The organism is Pseudomonas sp. LBUM1674, assembly GCF_059695635.1.
The window spans coordinates 4,921,116-4,941,072 of the sequence record NZ_CP166779.1; the positions used below are offsets into that span (position 1 = coordinate 4,921,116).

Here is a 19,957-nt window from a genome sequence, read left to right on the forward strand (position 1 = left end):
GTGTTACTCCTGAGGCATCTTGCGAAAGCCTACCGCCAGGCGGTTCCAGCTGTTGATGGTGGAAATCGCCACGGTCAGGTCGACCAGTTCCTTGGGGGTGAACTGGGCCGAGGCCAGTTCATAGTCTTCATCCGGCGCGTGGGTCAGGCTGAGCTGGGTCAAGGATTCGGTCCAGGCCAGGGCGGCGCGCTCGCGGTCGGTGAAGAACGGCGCCTCGCGCCACGCGGTCACGGCGAACAGGCGACGCGGCGTTTCCCCGCCCTTGATTGCATCGGCGGTGTGCATGTCGATGCAGAAGGCGCAGCCGTTGATCTGCGAGGCGCGCAGCTTGACCAGTTCGATCAGCGACTTTTCCAGCGGCAGCTTCGATACGGCGCCTTCCAGGGTGATCATGGCTTTGAGGGCGTCGGGGGAAGCCGTGTAGAAATCGATACGAGGTTGCATGGTGGACTCCGGTTACAAGGGATGTGGCGCTACGTTAATCCCGCACCGACAGACAGCAAATAGCCAATTATTGGGAAGTCGAGGATGCCAATTGAAGGGCTAGAAAATAGTCCGCATGGGTAATTGCCATCACCGCACCGACATCATTAGAATGCGACTCATTCTTGATAACTCGGCCGGGATGCCGGACACGAGTACCCTCGTCCATGTCGCCCCCCTTCGAAACGCGTTTGCCAGTTGCCGCTTCGCCGAATGCCGAATCCCGTTGGTATCTGGAGTCTTTGTTGTGGGACATGCCGGAACAGGCGCGCGAAGCCTTCCTGCTCTCCCAGATCAATGGTCATCGCCGCGCCCGGATCGCGGCGCAGCAGGCTGCGCACAGAAAGCCGCTGACGCGTCGACAAACCCTGGCTTATCTAGGATTGATATTGATAGCCGGCCCCCTCGACATGGTTTGGCAACATACGCCGTTCGAGGACTGGAACAGTGATGACCGCACCCTGGTCGGTGAACAGCGTGTGAGCCAGGCGCCTACTGATGGCGCACTCGATTGCACCCGCACCCGTCACCTGCGGCCCCCTACGCTCGATTGCGCAACCACTGCAGGAACCCCTTCTTCTCCGCCACCTTAGGCACTTCCTGGGTGAGCGTGCGAGCCTTGCTCAAGCGGAAATCCAGCAGCGCCTTCATCGCCTCGCTGATGTCATGCCGCGCATCCAGGCAGGGTTTGAGGTATTCCTTTTCGATCCGGTACAGGCTGCAGAACGTCTTGGCGGTGAACTGCGCCGGTAGCGCCGTATCGGACAGAATCCCGCCCTCGCCGATCACCTCGCCCGGTCCCATGCGTCCGGACTCGAAATTGACGCCGCCACGGCTCAGCTCCACCGAGACCACGCCGGATTCGATGATGAACAAATGATCGCTGACCTCCCCTGCCGCCAGGATCAGTTCCCCGGCGCGGAAGGTTTGCAGTGTCATGTTCTGGCTGAAGGTTTCCTTCTCTTCCTGACGCAGGGTCGAGAAAATGTTCGAGGTATCCAGCAATGCCCGTGGCCGTGACAGATTGGCCGGTGCATTCGATTCGACGCTCGACAACAGGCTGACGCCGGCGGCGTGCAAGTGTCGGAACGCCAGGTCGTACAGCTGATTGCGCACCACGCGCTTCTGATCCATGGACTCGACGAAACCGCTGATTTCGTATTCCATCCCGGCGCTGCTGGCGCTTTTCAACGAGACGCTGGGCGCCGGTTTGCTCAGCAACTGGCGGCAGCCCTGCATGGCCCGTTCCAGGGCTTCGATCACCGTGTTCGGACGCGCGTGGGGACTCAGTTGCAGGCTGATCGAGACGCCGAAAATGTCGCTCGGGCGGCTGAAGTTGATGATCTTGGCCTTGGCCGCCAGCGAGTTGGGAATGACCGCCATGCTGCCCTGGGCGGTTTGCAGGCGCGTGGCACGCCAGTCGATGTCGGTGACCCGGCCTTCGGTGCCGTCGATGGAGATCCAGTCATCCAGTTGATAGGGTTTGGTGGTGTTGAGGACGATCCCGGAGAACACGTCACTGAGGGTGCTTTGCAAGGCCAGGCCGACGATGATCGCCAACGCTCCGGACGTGGCCAGCACGCCTTTGACCGGGAGCTCGAGCACGTACGCCAGGGCAGCGATGACGGCGATCAAAAAGATCACTGCACCGAGCAGATCCTGCAATAGCCGCCCGGTGTGCCCGACCCGCTGCATCATCACCGCGCCGATCAGCACCGTCAGGGTTCGCGCGCCGAACAGCCACCAACCGATCTGCAAACCGATCGCTGCCAGGTGCAGCGGGATGTTGTCAGCCCAGGGCGCCGGCTCCAGCGGGTTCAAGCCTTCGTTGAACAACACGACGCTGAACAGCGAGAAAATCACCAGCCGCACCACCAGTTTCCAGTTACTGCCATTGGCACTGATCAACCGCCACAGGCCGAGATCGATCAGGATCAGGACCAGCGCGCAGACCAGTGGATGATCGGTGAGCAGGGACAACATCGAGCAACTCCAGCCATGTACGGATGGGCACAGTGTAGGAGTAATTGATGCCTTCAGAACAACACAAAAACCTGTGGGAGCGAGCTTGCTCGCGATGACGGCCTGTCAGTCAACGTTGCAGTGACTGATCGATCGCTATCGCGAGCAAGCTCGCTCCCACAGGGGGCCTACGTTGTTACGGGTTACTTGCTGTTGGTCAGCGCGTTGTAGCTGGTAAACAGGTTGCGATAGTCCGGGATGTGGTTGGAGAACAAGGTGCCCAAGCCTTCCACGTCGTTGCGCCAGTCGCGATGCAGCTCACAGGCCAGGCCGAACCAGGTCATCAATTGCGCACCGGAGGACGACATGCGGTCCCAGGCCGATTGACGGGTCAGTTCGTTGAAGGTCCCGGAAGCGTCCGTCACCACAAACACATCGAAGCCTTCAGCCAACGCCGAGAGTGCCGGGAACGCCACGCACACCTCGGTCACTACGCCCGCGATGATCAGTTGTTTCTTGCCCGTGGCCTTGATCGCCTTGACGAAGTCTTCGTTGTCCCAGGCGTTGATCTGGCCAGGACGGGCGATGTACGGCGCGTCCGGAAACAGCGCCTTGAGCTCGGGCACCAGCGGGCCGTTGGGGCCGGTTTCGAAACTGGTGGTGAGGATGGTCGGCAACTTGAAGTACTTGGCCAGGTCAGCCAGGGCCAGCACGTTGTTCTTGAAACGGTCCGGTTCGATGTCGCGCACCAGAGACAGCAGGCCCGCCTGATGATCCACCAACAGAACGGCGGCGTTATCCTTGTCGAGACGTTTGTAAGCAGTAGTCATGGGGAAATCCTCGCTTTTAATCGATGCCGGACGGAGCCGGCGTGAGTGAACCTGTTTTTTCGTCAAATTCGGCCAGGCAAGCGTAGTCAGTCAAACCTGGCACGCCACAGCGCTGTTGCATTGATTCAACCGCTCATCCGGCCGAAACGGCCCGATTGGAAGTCGGCAAAGGCCTGGTGAATCTCCTGCTCGGTGTTCATCACGAACGGACCGTGACCGACGATCGGCTCGTCAATCGGTTCGCCGCTGAGCAGCAACACCACGGCGTCGTTGTTGTTGGCTTCCAGGCTGAGCTGATGGCCGTCGCGCTCGAACAACGCCAACTGCCCTTCCCGCACCGGCTCCCGACCGTTGACCTGAACCGTGCCGCGCAGCACCACCACGGCGGTGTTGCGCCCTTCGTGCAGATCCAGGGTCAGCGACTTGCCGGCGTTCAAGCGAAGGTCCCAGACATCGATCGGCGTGAAGGTCCGCGCCGGGCCGGTGTGGCCGTCGAATTCACCGGCGATCAAACGCAGGCTGCCGGCCTGGTCCTTGAGCGGGATGCTCGGGATGTCGCCATCGAGAATCGTCTGGTATCCGGCGTCGGCCATTTTGTCCCTGGCCGGCAGGTTGACCCACAGCTGCACCATTTCCAGGGTGCCGCCGGTTTTGGCGAAACCTTCGGAGTGGAATTCTTCGTGAAGAATCCCCGAGGCAGCGGTCATCCATTGCACGTCGCCGGGGCCGATCCTGCCGCCGCTGCCGGTGGAGTCGCGGTGCTCCAGCTCGCCCTTGTAGACGATAGTCACGGTTTCAAAACCGCGGTGCGGATGCTGACCAACGCCACGCCGTTCGGTGGTCGGGGTGAAATCAGCGGGACCGGCGTGATCGAGCAGCAAAAACGGGCTGATGTGTTTGCCCAGGTTGTCGTAGGAAAACAGCGTGCGAACCGGAAAGCCGTCGCCGACCCAATGGGTGCGTGGGCTGGTGTAGATACCGATGATGTTTTTCATCCTGCCTCTCCAATTCTGTTGCGGAAAGCTGTGGTGTGATGCGATGGATAAAGCTTAAAACCACAACCTTTGATGCACTAGACTGCAAAAATCAGCCTTAGCGTTCTATATGGAGAACGATGGTGGAAGATCTCAACACCCTCTACTACTTCACCCAAGTGGTGGAACACGGCGGTTTCGCCCCGGCCGGACGGGCACTGGAGATGCCCAAGTCCAAGCTCAGCCGACGCATCGCCGAGCTCGAAGAGCGCCTCGGTGTGCGCCTGCTGCACCGCACCAGCCGGCAGTGTTCGCTGACTGAAATCGGCCAGGCCTATTACCAGCGCTGCCTGGCCATGCGCGTGGAAGCGCAAAGCGCCGCCGAACTGATCGAACGCAACCGCTCCGAACCCCAGGGGCTGGTACGCATCAGTTGCCCCACCGCCCTGCTCAATTCCTGGGTCGGGCCGATGCTGACCCGCTACATGCTCAAGTACCCCCTGGTGGAATTGTTCATCGAAAGCACCAACCGCCGGGTCGACCTGATCCACGAAGGTTTCGACATCGCCCTGCGGGTGCGCTTTCCGCCGCTGGAAAACACCGACATGGTGATGAAGGTATTGGGCAACAGCACCCAGAGCCTGGTGGGCAGCCCCGCCTTTTGCGAACACCTGTCGGCACCCGCTGCCCCGGCCGACCTCAGCGGTCTGCCGAGCCTGCATTGGGGCGCGGCGCAGCGTGAATATCAGTGGGAACTGTTCGGCACCGATGGCGCCAGTGCGGTGATTCGACATGCGCCGCGGATGGTTACAGATGACCTGCTGGCGCTGCGTCACGCGGTGCTTGCGGGAATCGGCATCGCCCACCTGCCCAACGTGGTGGTGCGCGATGACATCGCCGCCGGACGCCTGGTGGAGCTGGTGCCGGGCTGGGCCCCCAGGTGCGGGATCGTCCATGCGATATTCCCGTCGCGCCGCGGTTTGCTGCCGTCAGTGCGGACGTTGATCGACTTTTTGGGGGAGGAGTTCAGCCGTAGTGATATTGCTTAGGGCTGCGGGGGGTAGAGCTTAAGATCAAGAGATCGCAGCCTCGTTTCACTCGACAGCTCCTACAGAGGATCGCATACCACCTGGTAGGAGCTGTCGAGTGAAACGAGGCTGCGATCTTTTGATTCGTGACTTGCGGTAAACATTGCTTTGCCGATCCAGCGGTTTTTCTCAAGGATGCAGCCGGGGATACTCGTGTCCATTCCCACTGCAACCCCTGGAGTCATTGATGTCTATTCCCGCATTCGGTCTGGGTACGTTTCGCTTGCAAGGCCAGGTGGTCATCGATTCGGTGAGCACTGGCCTTGAGCTCGGCTACCGGGCCATCGATACCGCGCAAATCTACGAGAACGAAGCCGAGGTCGGCCAAGCCATAGCCGCCAGCGGCATTGCCCGTAAAGACTTGTTCATCACCAGCAAGATCTGGGTCGCCAATTTCGCCAGGGACCGCCTGATCGACAGCCTCAAGGAGAGTCTGCAGAAACTGCAGACCGACTACCTGGACCTGACCCTGATCCACTGGCCGTCGCCGGAAGACCAGGTGCCGGTGGCAGAGTTCATGGGCGCCCTGCTCGAAGCCAAAGAACTCGGCCTGACCCGGCAGATCGGCGTGTCCAACTTCACCGTCGACCTGATGAAGCAGGCGATCGCTGCGGTCGGTGCCGAGAACATCGCCACCAACCAGATCGAACTGCACCCATACCTGCAAAACCGCAAGGTCGTCGAGTTCGCGCAAAGCCAGGGCATTCGGATCACCTCGTACATGACCCTGGCTTACGGTGAAGTACTCAAGGACCCGGTCATCCGGCAGATCGCCGATCGCCTGCAGGCGACGCCGGCACAGGTCACCCTGGCCTGGGCCGTACAACGGGGTTACGCCGTGATTCCCTCGTCCACCCAGCGCGCCAACCTGGCCAGCAACATGAAAGCCAGTGCGATGAAATTGAGCGACGCCGACATGGCCTTGATCGCTGGCCTGGAGCGCGGCCAACGCTTGACCAGCCCCAAAGGTATTGCCCCGGACTGGGATTAAACCTCAGCCCTGTGCAAGGCGTTGATCCAGGCGCGTCATGGCCTGTTGCAACTGATCGACGGCCTCGTCGATCAGTGCCGCGCGGCCCTCGCCACAGGCCCGCTCCAGTTGCTCGCAACACTGGATCAGCCTGGCCGCGCGAACCATCAGCGCGCCGCCCTTGATCCGGTGCGCGAGTTTCGGCAAGTCGTGGAGATTGCGACTGGCGTGCAGCTGCAGCAGAAGCTCGCGGTCATCGCGGTTGGTCACGGCCAGATCGCGCAGCAATTGTTCGATCAGCTCACGGTCTGCACCGACGTAGTGTTCCAGGCCGCTCAGGTCGATCTCGGCCGTTGCAGGTGCTGCGATCACCCTGGGCCATTCGCCCGCAAACCTCGATGCCAACCATGCACTCAGATCGGCCAGCCGGATGGGTTTGAACAGGCAGTCGTCCATCCCCGCTTCGACGCAGCGGATCTTTTCCTCGGGCTGCGCATTGGCGGTAAACCCCAGAATCAGCGTCGGTTGCAAGCCTTGAGCCCGCTCGTCATCGCGTATCGCCCCCGCCAGTTCATAACCACTGATCACTGGCATGTTGCAGTCGGTAATGATCAGATCGAATTCATGTTCGCGCCATTGCGCCAAGCCGCGCTCGCCGTCCTCGGCCTCGAGCACCTGGTGGCCCAGGAAGCTCAGCTGCCGTGACAGCAACAATCGATTGGCCGGGTAATCGTCCACCACCAGAATCACCAGCGGCCGGGTGGGCACCTGAACTTCGCTGGCGGGCGACTCGCGCGAAGGCAAGGGTTGCAACGTCACCAGTTCAAGGCTGACGTCGATCCGGGTGCCCCGCCCGAGAACGCTGTCGAGCTGCAAGCGACCGCCCATCATTTCACACAAGGAGCGGCTGATCACCAACCCCAGGCCGGAACCACTGCGGCCGGACTGCTGACTGTTGCCGCCCTGGACGAACGGACTGAACAACCGCTGCTGATCCACGGTGCCGATGCCGATACCGCTGTCCTCGATGCACACACTGACCGCCAGCTGCCCCGACAGGACAGGCTCGACCCGCAGCGTCAGGCTCACTTCACCTTCGTGGGTGAACTTGATGGCATTGCTCAACAGATTGGACAGCACCTGCTTGAAGCGCGTGGGATCGATCAATACGTCGCAGTTGCTGTGCGGATCCAGATCAACTCGCCACTCCAGGCTCTTCTGCCGTGCCAGGCCCTCGAAAACCCGACACACCGACTCCACCAGCATCCGCAGGTTGGCTCGGTCAGGGGTCAGCGACAAATGCCCGGATTCGATGCGGGCGATGTCCAGGATGTCGCCGATCAACGCCAGCAATTGTTGCCCGGCAGTCGATGCCACTTCAATCGCGGCACGGTCGGCAACGCCCTCCTGCGCCTGCTTCTGCGCCAATTCGAGCATGCCGATCAGGGCATTCATCGGCGTGCGGATCTCATGGCTCATGGTCGCCAGAAACGTGGTCTTGGCTCGATTGGCCTCGTCGGCGGCGTCCTTGGCGTCCTGCAGTTGGCTGAGCAACAGCTGGCGCTGGCGGATCTGCCGACGCTGGTAACCGATCCAGACCAGGGCGAGCACCAACAAGGCGCCAGCGCCGGCGAATGCCTGGAAAATGGCCTGGCGATGACGCAGCCAGAAGCTTTGCTCCACCATCAGATCATTGCGCCAATAGAGGGTCAGGTCATCGATGTCTTCGGGGGCGATACTGAGCAACGCCTTGTCCAGGATCGAATGCAGTTCAACGGCGTCGCGACGGGTGGCCAGGGTACTGCGGGCGGGATCGGTGCCGACGGTGCTGGTCACCCGCAGCTGATCCCGGTAGCGCCGGGAAATCATGTAGCGGGCAGCGATCAACGAGTTGATACCGCCGTCAGCCTTGCCCCGGGCGACCATGTCCATCGCATCCGCGGTCAAGGGTGCATTGACCAGCCTGATCCGCGGGAAATGCTGACGAATGAATTCACCGGCACTGTTGCCCTGGGTGACCGCCAGGGTTTTGCCGGCCATTTCATCCAGGGTCGTGGGATTGTTCGGCCCCGAGCGAGTCACCAGCACATTCGGGCTGGTGAGAAACGGGCGAGTGAAGCGCAACTCGGCCTCACGTTCGATACTGGGGCTTATCCCCGCCACCAGATCGACCTCTCCGGTCTTGAGCGACTCCAACATCTCGGCGATTGATCTGGCAGGCCGTATATCGAACTGCAAGCCGGTGCGCAGACTGATTTTGTCCAGTACATCAGCGCTGATGCCGCGGAACTTGCCATCGCTGTCGATAAATGAAATCGGCAGGATGTTTTCGTTCATTGCCACGGTTGCACGCGGATGCCGATCGAGCCAACGCTGCTCGGCCACGCTCAATCGCAGCGCTTGCGTACCCGGGATGGAAGTGCCGCTGGCGCCCCATCGACGCAGGATGTTCATGTGTTCATTGGTGCTCACCGTCGCCAGCGCGCTGTTGACGATGCGATGCAATGGTTGATTGTCGCGGGCCATCGCAAACGCAAAGCGACCGGACTCCATGCGCGAAAAATCGGCCAACTGCACGTTGTTCAGATAGTTCTTGCTGATCAGGTAATGGGCGCTGATCGCGTCGCCCAGATAGACGTCCGCTTGCCCGAACGCTACGGCCCCCACCGCACTCAGGGTAGAGGGAAACAATTGGACGCTGGCCTTGGGGTAGAACGCCTGCACGTCATGCTCAGGCAGATAGTGGTACAGCGTCGCCAGCCGTGTGCCGGCCAGGTCCGGGTCCAGCGGCTGCGATGACTCTGTGCGCGTCACCAGCACCGGTTGGTCGACGGCATAGGCACTGGACATGCGCAGCGCTGTGTTTTCGGCCTCATAACTGTTGGCCGTGCCGAGCAAATCCGCGGTCCCTTGCTTGATTGCCCGCACCGCGTCCTCTCGCGATGGGTAACGCTGGACGTCGATCTCTACGTGCAGCAGCTGCTGCAGCAGACCGGCATAGTCAGCGGTCAATCCCTCGTAGTCAGTGCCAGTGGTCGTGATGTCGAAGGGGGGATAATCCGGTGCGGACACGGCGAGCACCAATCGGCCCTTTTGCCGCAGCCAGCGTGAGTCGGTCTCTGACAGTTTGACGGCGTGCCCCTCGGCACTGGAGCGCCCCAGCAACGTCAGCGGCTGCGGCTGCGCACAGACACTCGATATCCAGAGCCCCCCGGGTAGCAGGAGGATGATCAGGCTGCGCCAACGCCGCAAGGTTCTCATTCAGATCAAATGATTACGCAGGGCGAAATCCCTCAGGTGCACCGGGGATTCCACATTGAGCTTTTCTATTGTCCGGGTCTTGTAGGTGCTGACCGTCTTGTGGCTCAGGTTCATGATTTCGGCGATTGCCTTGTTACTCATGCCATGGGCCAGATACTGAAAGATCGTCAATTCCCGGTCGGAGAGATTGTCGATCAACTCTTTTTCGCTGCGTTGCAAGCTATTCAGCGACACCGAGCTCGTAGGTAGCCTGGCGAAATAACTATAACCGGCCATGACCGCTTGCACGGCCTTGTGCAGATGTTCCAGGTCATTGGCCTTGGACACATACGCCGCGGCACCGGCACGCATGCAACGATCCTGATAAAACAGGCCTTCCAGGGAGGTGAACACCACGACCCGGCACGGCACGTCACCGGCCTGGATCCGTGCCAGCACATCAAGCCCGTCCAACGAGGGCATGATCAGATCCTGCACCACCAGATCAGGTTTATGCTCGCGGATCATCGGCAAGACCTCGTTACCGCTGGACACCTCGTAGATCTGTTTGAACCCCTCCTGTGCAAGCAGGATTTTCACTGCAGCGCGAACCACCGGATGATCGTCCGCTATCAGCGCTGACTTCGCTGACTTCATGGCAACTCCCTGTGCAAAGGCACTACGAACGGGCAATCAATGCCCTTGGGCCAGGCCCGGGTTAACACAACGGCTGCGCAGAGACTGTTGCATGGAATTTCGGGTGAATCTACCTGACAGAAATGACAGTGCCGACGAACGGTAGTGAGCGATCGATGATTGCCATCACCCGTTCAATGGACGCCAGTTCGGGCAGCGATCCATGGCTCACTTGAACCTTCTGCTGCCCGCAGGCCGGGATCGGCGGCAAATGCGCCTGTTGGCCGTCGTAGATCAAGGCGTAATGAACCTGCGGGTGATCGAGGAAAAAATCGAGCAAGTCCAGCGCGCCGCCGGCCAACGAGGCATTGATGACCACCAGATCGAATGGCGTGCCACTGTAGTCGACCAGCGTCAGCAGCTCCGCCAGGTTTTGCACCGGTGCCACCCGGCAATAGCCGAGCCGGTTGAACAGGCGCTCGATTCTCATCCGCTGAAAATGTTGCTCGTCGGCAATCAGGATACGTAATGCTTTGTTCGACAACAGAGGCCCCCGGCAGGGTGTGAGTTTCGCGAGGGCACAAGACTACGCAAGAGCCGGCATGCTTTCTGTAGGACTATTCCTAAAAACAGGAACGCCTGATCCGGTGTCGTGTAGGGATGTCGGTGGCGAGCGAGTAAAGGCTGGGTTGGGGGGGAATTGCGGGGTTCTTAAGGTAGGGCTAAGGGGCAGAATTTGTATTGTTCTTTCGGGCCTCTTCGCGAGCAAGCTCGCTCCCACAGGGGATCTTTTGTGAACACAGAGTTTGTGTACGACATCGATCAACTGTGGGAGCGAGCTTGCTCGCGAAGGCGGCTTAATAGGCGCTAGATATTTCAGCTGGCAGTAGCGAGCAACACATCCATCACCGACCGCCCCTGCCCACGCGCCTTGCCATGGTCATACAACGAACCGGCAATCTCATCGGCACGAATCGGCAGGATCGACAACAAGGTGTCGCTCAAGCCATGACTGGCCTGGCAGAAGCCCTGCATGTAAATGCCGGCCTTGCAGCGCTCGTCGGTGATGAGTTTGTAGTTGCGATCCACTTCGAAATCGCCCAGGTAGTGTTCCAGTGGCGCCAGCAGCTTGCGGTGCATCTGCCGCTCGTAACCGGTGGCCAGCACCACGGCATCGTAATGACGCACCGTCACTTCACCGGTGGCGTTGTTGCGCACGGCCAGTTCGATGCCGCGTTCGGTGGCGGTGGCTTTTTCGAGGGTGGTCAGGGTGCGGAACGCATGACGGGCGATGCCCGAGACTTTCTGCCGGTAGAAGATGCCGTAGATGCGTTCGATCAGGTCGATGTCGACCACCGAATAGTTGGTGTTGTGGTACTCGTTGACCAGACGCTCGCGCTCGCTGCTCGCCTGCTGGAACACCAGGTCGGTGAATTCCGGCGAGAACACTTCGTTGACGAACGGGCTGTCATCGGCCGGTTTCAGTGCCGAGCCGCGCAGGATCATGTCCACCTGCACCGACGGGTAGCTGTCGTTCAGGTCGATGAAGGCTTCCGCCGCGCTCTGCCCGCCGCCGATGATCGCAATGCTCATCGGTTGGTTGTTCACACACGGCTGCCTGGCCATCTGTGCCAGGTACTGGGAGTGATGGAATACGCGACTGTCATTCTTCAGCGCCTTGAACGCTTCGGGAATGCGCGGGGTGCCGCCGGCGCTGACCACCACCGAACGGGCGGTGCGAACGTGCTGTTGACCCTGGGTGTCGCGCGAGATCACCCGCAGCGCTTCGACCTGCTGGTTGTGCAACACCGGCTCGATCGTCAGCACTTCTTCACCGTAACGGCTCTGCGCTTCGAACTGCGCGGCGACCCAGCGCAGGTAATCGTTGTACTCCATGCGGCACGGATAAAAGGTGCCGAGGTTGATGAAGTCCACCAGGCGACCGTGGTGCTTGAGGTAATTGACGAACGAGTAAGGGCTGGTCGGGTTGCGCAGGGTCACCAGGTCCTTGAGGAAGGAAATCTGCAACTCGCTCTGGGTCACCAGGGTGTTGCCGTGCCAGCGATAATCGGCCTGCTTGTCGAGAAACACTACATCCAGCTCGCCCTGGCTCGTCCCACGCTCTTGCAGAGCGATGGCCAGCGCCAGGTTCGAAGGGCCGAAACCGACGCCAATCAGGTCGTGAACGATGGGCGATGCAATTGCCTGTGTCATTTCCAGTGTCCTCTGGATGAACCCCCCAGCAGCGGGGCGTAAGCCTGAATGACCTGACCGGCCTGGAGCAGGACAGCAGATCGTCTGTTGATAGGGAACGAGGACAATGAAACAAAATTTAATATTGTTTCTTTATGAATCAGAACGGATCAATGCGCATCCCATTGCAGCATCCGCACGCGGCAATGCTTCATCGCATTGACGATGTGCTTCTCCACCAGCGCCCGGGAAATCCCCAGCTGTTCGGCGATCTCGGGGTGGGACAAACCCTCGATCTTGCGCAGCAGGAAACTCTCGCGGCACAGCCGCGGCAATTCCGCCAGGGCGCGCTGGAGCATGTCCAGGCGCTGGCCGTGATCGAGACTGTTATGCGGCGAGGGGGTGAAGTAGCGTTCTTCGTTGTCGAGCACTTCCAGCGACTCGACCTGACGCAGGGCATTGCGCCGATGGTCATCGATCACCAGATTCAGCGCGGTGCGATAAAGGAATGCCCTGGGCTGCTCGATCGGCGTGTCGCTGGAGCGCTCCAGTATCCGCAGATAAGCGTCATGCACCACATCTTCGGCCACCTGACGGTTGCCCAGCTTGGCGTTCAGGAAACACACCAGCTCGCGATAGTAGTTTTCCAACATGACTCCCGGCCGCACCCGTGCGGTTTCTATCCTTGAGCCACCGCGACAACCCCCGAAACAGGCAGTGGCACGATAGTGGCAGTTTGAGTCGCGTAATTTATAGTAATTCTCATATAGATTTAAAGTATTGCTTTGTCCTGCCCGATAAATAGTCACGTTGGCGCCGCCACTTCACCTGTAGGAGCTGCCGCAGGCTGCGATTTTTTGATCTTGATCTTAAAAAAATCAAAAGATCGCAGCCTCGTTTCACTCGACAGCTCCTACAGACAGCTCCTACAGACAGCACCTACAGGTGTTACGCCATATGTCTGTGGCTAAATTCCCGGCCGCTTTCATCGTTTACAGGACAGCTCCCCGTCCCTGCCGACTCCTGGCAGTGTTCAACTGAACGACGGGCCGATACTCATTGGCCGGAACCCTGCATGAAACGTCCCCGACAGACCCGACGCGCCCTGCTTGCAGCACTGTGTCTGATCCCCGTTATCGCCGTCGCCGCCTGGCAGATCATCCCCCCCGGTCGCGACCAGTTCGCCACCGTCCCCGTGACCCGGGGCGATATCGAAAGCAGCGTCACGGCCCTGGGCACTTTGCAACCGCGGCGTTATGTCGACGTGGGTGCCCAGGCGTCGGGGCAGATCCAGAAGATCCACGTGGAAGTCGGCGATGTCGTCAAGGAAGGCCAGCTGCTAGTGGAAATCGATCCCTCCACGCAACAGGCCAGACTCGACGCCGGACGCTTTTCCATCGAAAACCTCAAGGCGCAGCTGCAGGAGCAACGGGCGCAGCACGACCTCGCCCGACAGAAATATCAGCGCCAGCAGCACCTCAAGGCTGGCGGCGCCACCCGCGAAGAAGACGTGCAGACCGCCGAGGCCGAACTGCGCGCCACCCAGGCCCGCATCGACATGTTCCAGGCGCAGATCCGCCAGGCCCAGGCCAGCCTGCGCAGCGATCAGGCCGAACTCGGTTACACCCGAATCTATGCCCCCATGAGCGGCACCGTGGTCGCACTCGATGCCCGAGTCGGCCAGACCCTCAACGCCCAGCAACAAACGCCGCTGATTCTGCGCATCGCCAAGTTGTCGCCGATGACCGTCTGGGCCGAAGTCTCGGAAGCCGATATCGGTCACGTCAAACCCGGCATGACGGCGTGGTTCACCACCCTCAGTGGTGGCCAGCGGCGCTGGAACAGCACCGTGCGGCAAATCCTGCCGGTGCCGCCCAAGCCGCTGGACCAGACCAGCCAGGGCGGTGGCAGCCCGGCCAGTTCGAGCAAAAGCGGCAGCGCGCGCGTGGTGCTGTACACCGTGTTGCTCGACGTCGATAACGCCGACAACGCACTGATGGCGGAAATGACCACTCAAGTATTTTTTGTCGCCGACCAGGCGAAAAATGTCCTCACCGCGCCCATTGCGGCCCTGCAAGCCGGCACGCAAACGGACAGCCAGACCGCCCAGGTCGTCGCGAAAAACGGCCGCGTCGAGCAACGCGACGTTCGCACCGGTATCAGCGATCGCCTGCGGGTGCAGATCCTCGACGGCTTGCAGGAAGGCGATCACTTGCTGATCGGTCCAGCCGACGGGAGTGGCGGCTGAATGCTGACGCCCCTGATCGACCTGCAGGACATCCGCAAAGCCTACGGCGGTGGCGACTCACCTGAAGTTCACGTGTTGCGCGGCATCGACCTGTCGATCCACGCCGGGGAATTCGTGGCGATTGTCGGTGCTTCCGGCTCCGGCAAGTCGACGCTGATGAACATTCTTGGCTGCCTCGACCGCCCCACATCGGGCGAATACCGCTTCGCCGGGGAAAACGTCGCCGCCCTCGACAGCGATGAACTGGCCTGGCTGCGCCGCGAAGCCTTTGGCTTTGTGTTCCAGGGTTATCACCTGATTCCCTCCGGCTCGGCCCAGGAAAACGTCGAGATGCCGGCGATCTACGCAGGCTTGCCGGCGGCCGAACGTCACGCCCGCGCCGCTGCCCTGCTCGACCGGCTCGGGCTGGCCTCACGCACCGGCAACCGTCCGCACCAGCTCTCCGGCGGCCAACAACAACGGGTGTCCATCGCCCGCGCCTTGATGAACGGCGGCCATATCATCCTCGCCGACGAACCCACCGGCGCCCTCGACAGCCATAGCGGCGCCGAGGTCATGACCCTACTCGACGAACTGGCGAGCCAGGGTCACGTGGTGATCCTCATCACCCACGACCGCGAAGTCGCGGCGCGGGCCAAGCGCATCATCGAAATTCGCGACGGGCTGATCATCAGTGACAGCGCCCGGGACAATCCCGACGTACAAACCTCGGCCAATCCCGGTGCGTTGCAAGCGGTGGATCTGCGCAAGCGTCTGACGGAAGGTTCCGAAGCCACCGGCGCCTGGAAAGGCGAGTTGGTGGATGCGGTGCAAGCGGCCTGGCGGGTGATGTGGATCAACCGCTTCCGCACGGCGCTGACGCTGCTCGGGATCATCATCGGCGTCGCGTCGGTGGTGGTCATGCTGGCGGTCGGTGAAGGCAGCAAGCGTCAGGTAATGGCGCAGATGGGCGCGTTCGGCTCCAACATCATTTATCTCAGCGGCTCGTCACCGAATCCACGAACGCCATTGGGCATCGTCACCCTGGACGACGTCGCCGCAGTGGCCAGCCTGCCGCAGGTGACACGGATCATGCCGGTCAACGGCCAGGAAGCCGGGGTGCGCTTCGGCAACCTCGACCACTTGAGTTACGTCGGCGGCAACGACACCAACTTCCCGGCGATCTTCAACTGGCCGGTGGTTGAGGGCAGCTACTTCACTCAGGAAGATGAACGCAATGCCGCGGCAGTCGCAGTGATCGGGCACAAGGTCCGGACCAAGCTGCTCAAGGACGTCGCCAACCCGATCGGCCAGTACATCCTGATCGAGAACGTGCCGTTCCAGGTGGTCGGCGTGCTCGCCGAAAAAGGCGCCAGCTCCGGCGACTCCGACAGCGACGACCGCATCGCCATCCCCTACTCCGCCGCCAGTGTACGGCTGTTCGGCAGCCACAACCCCGAATACGTGGCCATCGCCGCCGCCGATGCGCGCAAGGTCAAGGAGACGGAACACGCCATCGAGCAATTGATGCTGCGCCTGCACAACGGCAAAAAGGATTTCGAACTGACCAACAACGCAGCGATGATCCAGGCCGAGGCCCGCACGCAAAACACCCTGTCGCTGATGCTCGGCTCGATTGCCGCGATTTCACTGCTGGTGGGTGGCATCGGCGTGATGAACATCATGCTCATGACCGTACGCGAACGCACCCGGGAGATCGGCATTCGCATGGCCACCGGCGCCCGTCAGCGTGACATCCTGCGCCAATTCCTCACCGAAGCGGTGATGCTCTCGGTGGTCGGCGGCCTCGCCGGGATTGCCCTGGCGCTGATCGTCGGCGGCGTGCTGATCCTCAGCGAAGTCGCCGTCGCGTTCTCCTTGATAGCGGTGCTCGGCGCCTTCGGCTGCGCCCTGGTCACCGGTGTTGTCTTCGGCTTCATGCCGGCCCGTAAAGCTGCCCGGCTCGACCCGGTCACGGCCCTTACCAGTGAATGATCTCTCCATGAAGCCGCAACTGAGTTTGCTGACCCTTTGCCTGTTGCTCGGCGCCTGTGGCAGCCCCGCCCAGCGCCCGGACAGCGGCATCCAGCCGCCTTTGTCCTGGCAATTGCCGCACACGCAACATGCCACGCACAGTCACCTGCAATGGTGGACGCAGTTCGGCAGCCCAGAGCTTGATCGCCTGGTCGAGCAAGCCAGGGTCGGTAGCTACGACCTGGCCGCCGCCATCGCCCGGGTGCGTCAGGCGCAGGCCGACACGGTGATTGCCGGCGGTTCGTTGCTGCCTGAAGTCACGGCCGCCCTGAACGCCAATCGCCAGAAGCTGCTGCGCGGCAATGGCTACAGCCAACTCGACGCCGACAGCAGCAACAAGGCCGTGGATTACTTCGACGCCAACCTCAGCGCCAGTTACGAAATCGACTTCTGGGGCGGCCAACGCGCCTCCCGCGACAGCGCGCAATTCGGTTTGCGGGCCAGCGAATTCGATCAGGCGACGGTAGAGTTGACGCTACTCAGCGGCGTCGCCAACACGTACGCGCAAGCCTTGTCATTGCGCGAGCAAAGCCGCATTGCCGAGTTGAATCTGGCCAACGCGCAAAACGTCCTGAAACTGGTGCAGACCCGTTTCGATTCCGGCTCGGCAACCGCCCTGGAACTGGCCCAGCAGAAGAGTCTGGTGGCGGCGCAACAACGGCAATTGCCGCTGGTGCAGCAACAGGCCCAGGACGCCTTGATCAGTCTCGCCGCCCTGCTCGGTCGGCCGGTTCAGCAATTGCGCCTGGGGGCAGAACGCTTTGACCAGCTGTCATGGCCGACCATCGCAGCCGGCGTGCCCAGCGAACTGCTCACCCGCCGCCCGGACATCGCCCGGGCCGAAGCGCAACTGGCCGCCGCACAAGCCGATGTCACGGTTGCCCGTGCCGCCATGTTGCCGGCCGTAACCCTGAGCACCGAACTGGGCTCCGGCGCCGACCGCGCCGCCGACATCCTGCGCAATCCGTTCTATAACCTCACGGCCGGATTGCTTGCCCCGATCTTCAACAACGGCCGCCTGAGCGCCGAGCGCGACAAGGCCACGGCGCGCCAGGAAGAGCTGCTGGAGAATTACCGCGGCGCGATCATCAATGGTTTCGCGGACGTGGAAAAAGCGCTTAACAGCATTCGCGGGCTGGATGAACAGCGGCAGTGGCAAGGGGAAGAACTGAACCAGGCGCAGACCGCTTTCACCATTGCCCAAAGCCGCTACGAGGCCGGGGCGGAGGACTTGCTGACGGTGCTGGAGACACAGCGCACCTTGTATGCGGCGCAGGATTTGAATGTGCAGCTGCGGTTGTCGCGGTTGCAGGCGAGTATTGCGTTGTACAAGGCGCTTGGGGGCGGGTGGCAGGCTTTGTAATCTGCGTCGCTACGGGGGGCGATCGTTCCCACGCTCTGCGTGGGAACGCCTCAACGGACGCTCCGCGTTCGGCTCTTGATGGGACGCGGAGCGTCCCGGGCTGCATTCCCACGCGGAGCGTGGGAATGATCAGGTAGAGATCGGCCTGGCCTTCAAATGCCGCGCATACCAAGGCCGTTGCGGCACCTTGCGGAACAGGTCCGCCAGCTTCTTCTCGTCCTCGCCAAAGGTAATGCGCAACGCCAGCTTCATGGTTTCCGGGTCCATTTCCACCGACTTGCCCGCCTGCAGCCCCGGCGTGGTACTGCAGCCATGGGTGCCCGGACCGAGCCACGGGTCGTCGATTTCGACCCAGCGTCCAGGCGCGAACCACGCCACGCCATTGACCTCCAGCCGACTGACCTCCCCCGGATGAAAGCGCTCATGGGCGCGGAACCAGTCTTCCAGGCGATCGTCGATCCAGCCGTGGAAATGCCAGAACACAGGGCTCACATGGGACGAAAACGGATCGCCGAGGAAATCGTTTTCCGGCGCAAACCAGCGCGCCGAGAAGTCCGACGGATCCCGGGCGAACGGCACCGGTTGGCCGTTGGACGGATCACGCGGCACCGAAGCCCAGCGCATGTGCAGCCAGTCGTGCAGCCCCAGCTCCACCTCTGAGCCAAACTGGCCCAGGGTCAGTTTCGACAGATAGCGTGGATCGCGGTAACGCGACTCCCAGACCTGGAAATTGCTGTGGTAGGTCTCGGCGGTCTTGATGTCGGCGACCCATTGCGAATACTCGGCATCGTCGTCCGCCAGCCAGGTCGGCGGCAGCGCGGTGCCGTCGTGGTTGTCGAAATAATTGGCGAAACCGATGCGATCCCGCGCCAGCTCCGGCTGCGGCAACGGGAAATGTGGCCACGACGGCAAGTCCTGCAGGGAGCGCGCCGTGCCGAGCATGTGCCGGTGCATGAAGAAAAAATCCACACCCGAGCCGTTGCGGTCCTTGCGCGCGCCACGGGCATCTCGCTCCTTGTCGCGAGGGCCCGGCTGCCAGCCGATACCACGCAGGGCACTGCGTTTGTCTTCGGACAAGGTGTGCCACTTGTCCCGGGAGGCATGCCAGAGCTGATGAAACAATCGATGTTCGGGAGAGACCAGCCAGGCCAGTAGCGGCGCGTTAAGACCGGTTCGCTCCCGGGCTTCAGGGAAGACGCGCTTGACGGCGATGAAGTGGTTGTCCTGCGCGGTCATCATCAGCGGACGATCGAGGTTCATCACCCGACCACTGAGGGTGCCGCTGCCGGCGTTGCCGAAACTGGCCCAGACTTCGTCCAGTGCCATGCTGAATTCGTAATCCGGGGTGCCGTTAGCCGCGTGGGCGCTGACCAGCCGCCAGCTCAATTCGGCTGGCTTGGCCTCGGCCAGGTCGCCGAGTACCCGGTAGCGGGGCTCTTCGGCCGAACGCAAACGTTCGGCGGTGTCGAGGAAGCCGATCAAGCCGCGCCCTTTGTGGCCGACGTCGAGGAACACTTCCAGCCCGTCCCGGGGCAGGCCTTCGATGCCGGCGTCACGGCCTTCGAAACGAATCTGCCAGACCCCGCGCAAGGTGTTTGCCAGGTGCTGGCCGACGACATCCGCGACATCGAACGACGCTTCACCGGGAGTGATCGTCGGATCCGGTTTCGTCCATTCACGATGCCCATAAAACGCCGCAGGCACGGCGGCGCCGGTCAGCGCCAGGCCTGCCATGAACCATCGTCGAGAAATCGTCATTGCCCTACCTGTGTCAGCCATGAAGCAGGCTTTATCCAAGCTAGAACGTTTGTTCCCCGCATAAATTTATGGTGTTCCCGAAAAGATCGCAGCCTTCGGCAGCTCCTACATTGGAATGGCGTGCACCTGTAGGAGCTGCCGAAGGCTGCGATCTTTTGGGGCAGCCTAAATTCCCTGGTCGGCCACTCGTTCCTTTCAG

16 protein-coding genes are annotated in these 19,957 nt (G+C 61.4%); 6 read left to right on the forward strand and 10 right to left on the reverse strand.

Annotated elements, in window-relative coordinates; translation table 11 throughout:
- Nucleotides 1–3: 3 nt before the first annotated feature.
- The gene (locus ACA067_RS22650; protein ID WP_497458580.1) at nt 4–444 is read right to left on the reverse strand and encodes a carboxymuconolactone decarboxylase family protein; all 441 of its coding nucleotides are present in this window, start codon (nt 442–444) and stop codon (nt 4–6) included.
- A gap of 206 nt (nt 445–650) precedes the next feature.
- On the opposite strand from ACA067_RS22650, the gene ACA067_RS22655 reads away from it, so the two are divergent.
- Complete coding sequence (locus ACA067_RS22655; protein ID WP_497458581.1) at nt 651–1,076, forward strand: hypothetical protein; 426 nt, start codon at nt 651–653, stop codon at nt 1,074–1,076.
- Here the strand turns inward: ACA067_RS22655 and ACA067_RS22660 are convergent.
- The 3 genes from ACA067_RS22660 to ACA067_RS22670 all read right to left on the reverse strand — a co-directional run bounded on the left by ACA067_RS22660 (nt 1,024) and on the right by ACA067_RS22670 (nt 4,270).
- The gene (locus ACA067_RS22660; RefSeq protein WP_497458582.1) at nt 1,024–2,466 is read right to left on the reverse strand and encodes a mechanosensitive ion channel domain-containing protein; all 1,443 of its coding nucleotides are present in this window, start codon (nt 2,464–2,466) and stop codon (nt 1,024–1,026) included. The two genes, ACA067_RS22655 and ACA067_RS22660, sit on opposite strands and share 53 nt — an antisense overlap.
- A gap of 182 nt (nt 2,467–2,648) precedes the next feature.
- A complete protein-coding gene (ycaC, locus tag ACA067_RS22665) occupies nt 2,649–3,275 on the reverse strand; it encodes an isochorismate family cysteine hydrolase YcaC (RefSeq protein WP_497458583.1) in 627 nt (208 codons plus the stop codon).
- 125 nt (nt 3,276–3,400) lie between these two features.
- The gene (locus ACA067_RS22670) at nt 3,401–4,270 is read right to left on the reverse strand and encodes a pirin family protein (RefSeq protein ID WP_497458584.1); all 870 of its coding nucleotides are present in this window, start codon (nt 4,268–4,270) and stop codon (nt 3,401–3,403) included.
- A 119-nt stretch (nt 4,271–4,389) separates the two neighbouring features.
- On the opposite strand from ACA067_RS22670, the gene ACA067_RS22675 reads away from it, so the two are divergent.
- A complete protein-coding gene (locus tag ACA067_RS22675; protein ID WP_497458585.1) occupies nt 4,390–5,298 on the forward strand; it encodes a LysR substrate-binding domain-containing protein in 909 nt (302 codons plus the stop codon).
- A gap of 226 nt (nt 5,299–5,524) precedes the next feature.
- On the forward strand, nt 5,525–6,328 hold the full coding sequence (gene dkgB / locus ACA067_RS22680; RefSeq protein WP_497458586.1) for a 2,5-didehydrogluconate reductase DkgB: 804 nt from the start codon (nt 5,525–5,527) through the stop codon (nt 6,326–6,328).
- 3 nt (nt 6,329–6,331) lie between these two features.
- On the opposite strand, the gene ACA067_RS22685 is transcribed toward dkgB, so the two are convergent.
- From ACA067_RS22685 to ACA067_RS22705, 5 genes are all read right to left on the reverse strand, one after another.
- Nucleotides 6,332–9,568 (reverse strand): transporter substrate-binding domain-containing protein, encoded by a 3,237-nt coding sequence (locus ACA067_RS22685; protein WP_497458587.1) that lies wholly within the window; start codon nt 9,566–9,568, stop codon nt 6,332–6,334.
- Nucleotides 9,569–10,204, reverse strand: coding sequence for a response regulator (locus ACA067_RS22690; RefSeq protein WP_497458588.1), 636 nt, complete (start codon nt 10,202–10,204; stop codon nt 9,569–9,571).
- 109 nt (nt 10,205–10,313) lie between these two features.
- Complete coding sequence (locus ACA067_RS22695; protein WP_497458589.1) at nt 10,314–10,727, reverse strand: response regulator; 414 nt, start codon at nt 10,725–10,727, stop codon at nt 10,314–10,316.
- Nucleotides 10,728–11,059: 332 nt separating this feature from the next.
- Nucleotides 11,060–12,397, reverse strand: a complete 1,338-nt coding sequence (locus tag ACA067_RS22700; RefSeq protein ID WP_497458590.1) for a lysine N(6)-hydroxylase/L-ornithine N(5)-oxygenase family protein — start codon at nt 12,395–12,397, stop codon at nt 11,060–11,062.
- 149 nt (nt 12,398–12,546) lie between these two features.
- Complete coding sequence (locus tag ACA067_RS22705; RefSeq protein ID WP_497458591.1) at nt 12,547–13,029, reverse strand: sigma-70 family RNA polymerase sigma factor; 483 nt, start codon at nt 13,027–13,029, stop codon at nt 12,547–12,549.
- A gap of 422 nt (nt 13,030–13,451) precedes the next feature.
- Here ACA067_RS22705 and ACA067_RS22710 point away from each other — a divergent pair, with 422 nt between their 5' ends.
- The 3 genes from ACA067_RS22710 to ACA067_RS22720 are packed head-to-tail and all read left to right on the forward strand — an operon-like array spanning nt 13,452 to nt 18,000.
- A complete protein-coding gene (locus tag ACA067_RS22710) occupies nt 13,452–14,624 on the forward strand; it encodes an efflux RND transporter periplasmic adaptor subunit (protein WP_497458592.1) in 1,173 nt (390 codons plus the stop codon).
- Nucleotides 14,625–16,598, forward strand: a complete 1,974-nt coding sequence (locus tag ACA067_RS22715) for a MacB family efflux pump subunit (RefSeq protein ID WP_497458593.1) — start codon at nt 14,625–14,627, stop codon at nt 16,596–16,598.
- A 7-nt stretch (nt 16,599–16,605) separates the two neighbouring features.
- Nucleotides 16,606–18,000 carry an efflux transporter outer membrane subunit gene (locus ACA067_RS22720; protein ID WP_497458594.1) on the forward strand — a complete coding sequence of 465 codons (1,395 nt, stop codon included), beginning with the start codon at nt 16,606–16,608 and terminating at the stop codon, nt 17,998–18,000.
- A gap of 129 nt (nt 18,001–18,129) precedes the next feature.
- On the opposite strand, the gene pvdP is transcribed toward ACA067_RS22720, so the two are convergent.
- Nucleotides 18,130–19,758 (reverse strand): pyoverdine maturation tyrosinase PvdP, encoded by a 1,629-nt coding sequence (gene pvdP / locus ACA067_RS22725; protein ID WP_497458595.1) that lies wholly within the window; start codon nt 19,756–19,758, stop codon nt 18,130–18,132.
- Nucleotides 19,759–19,957 lie beyond the last annotated feature (199 nt).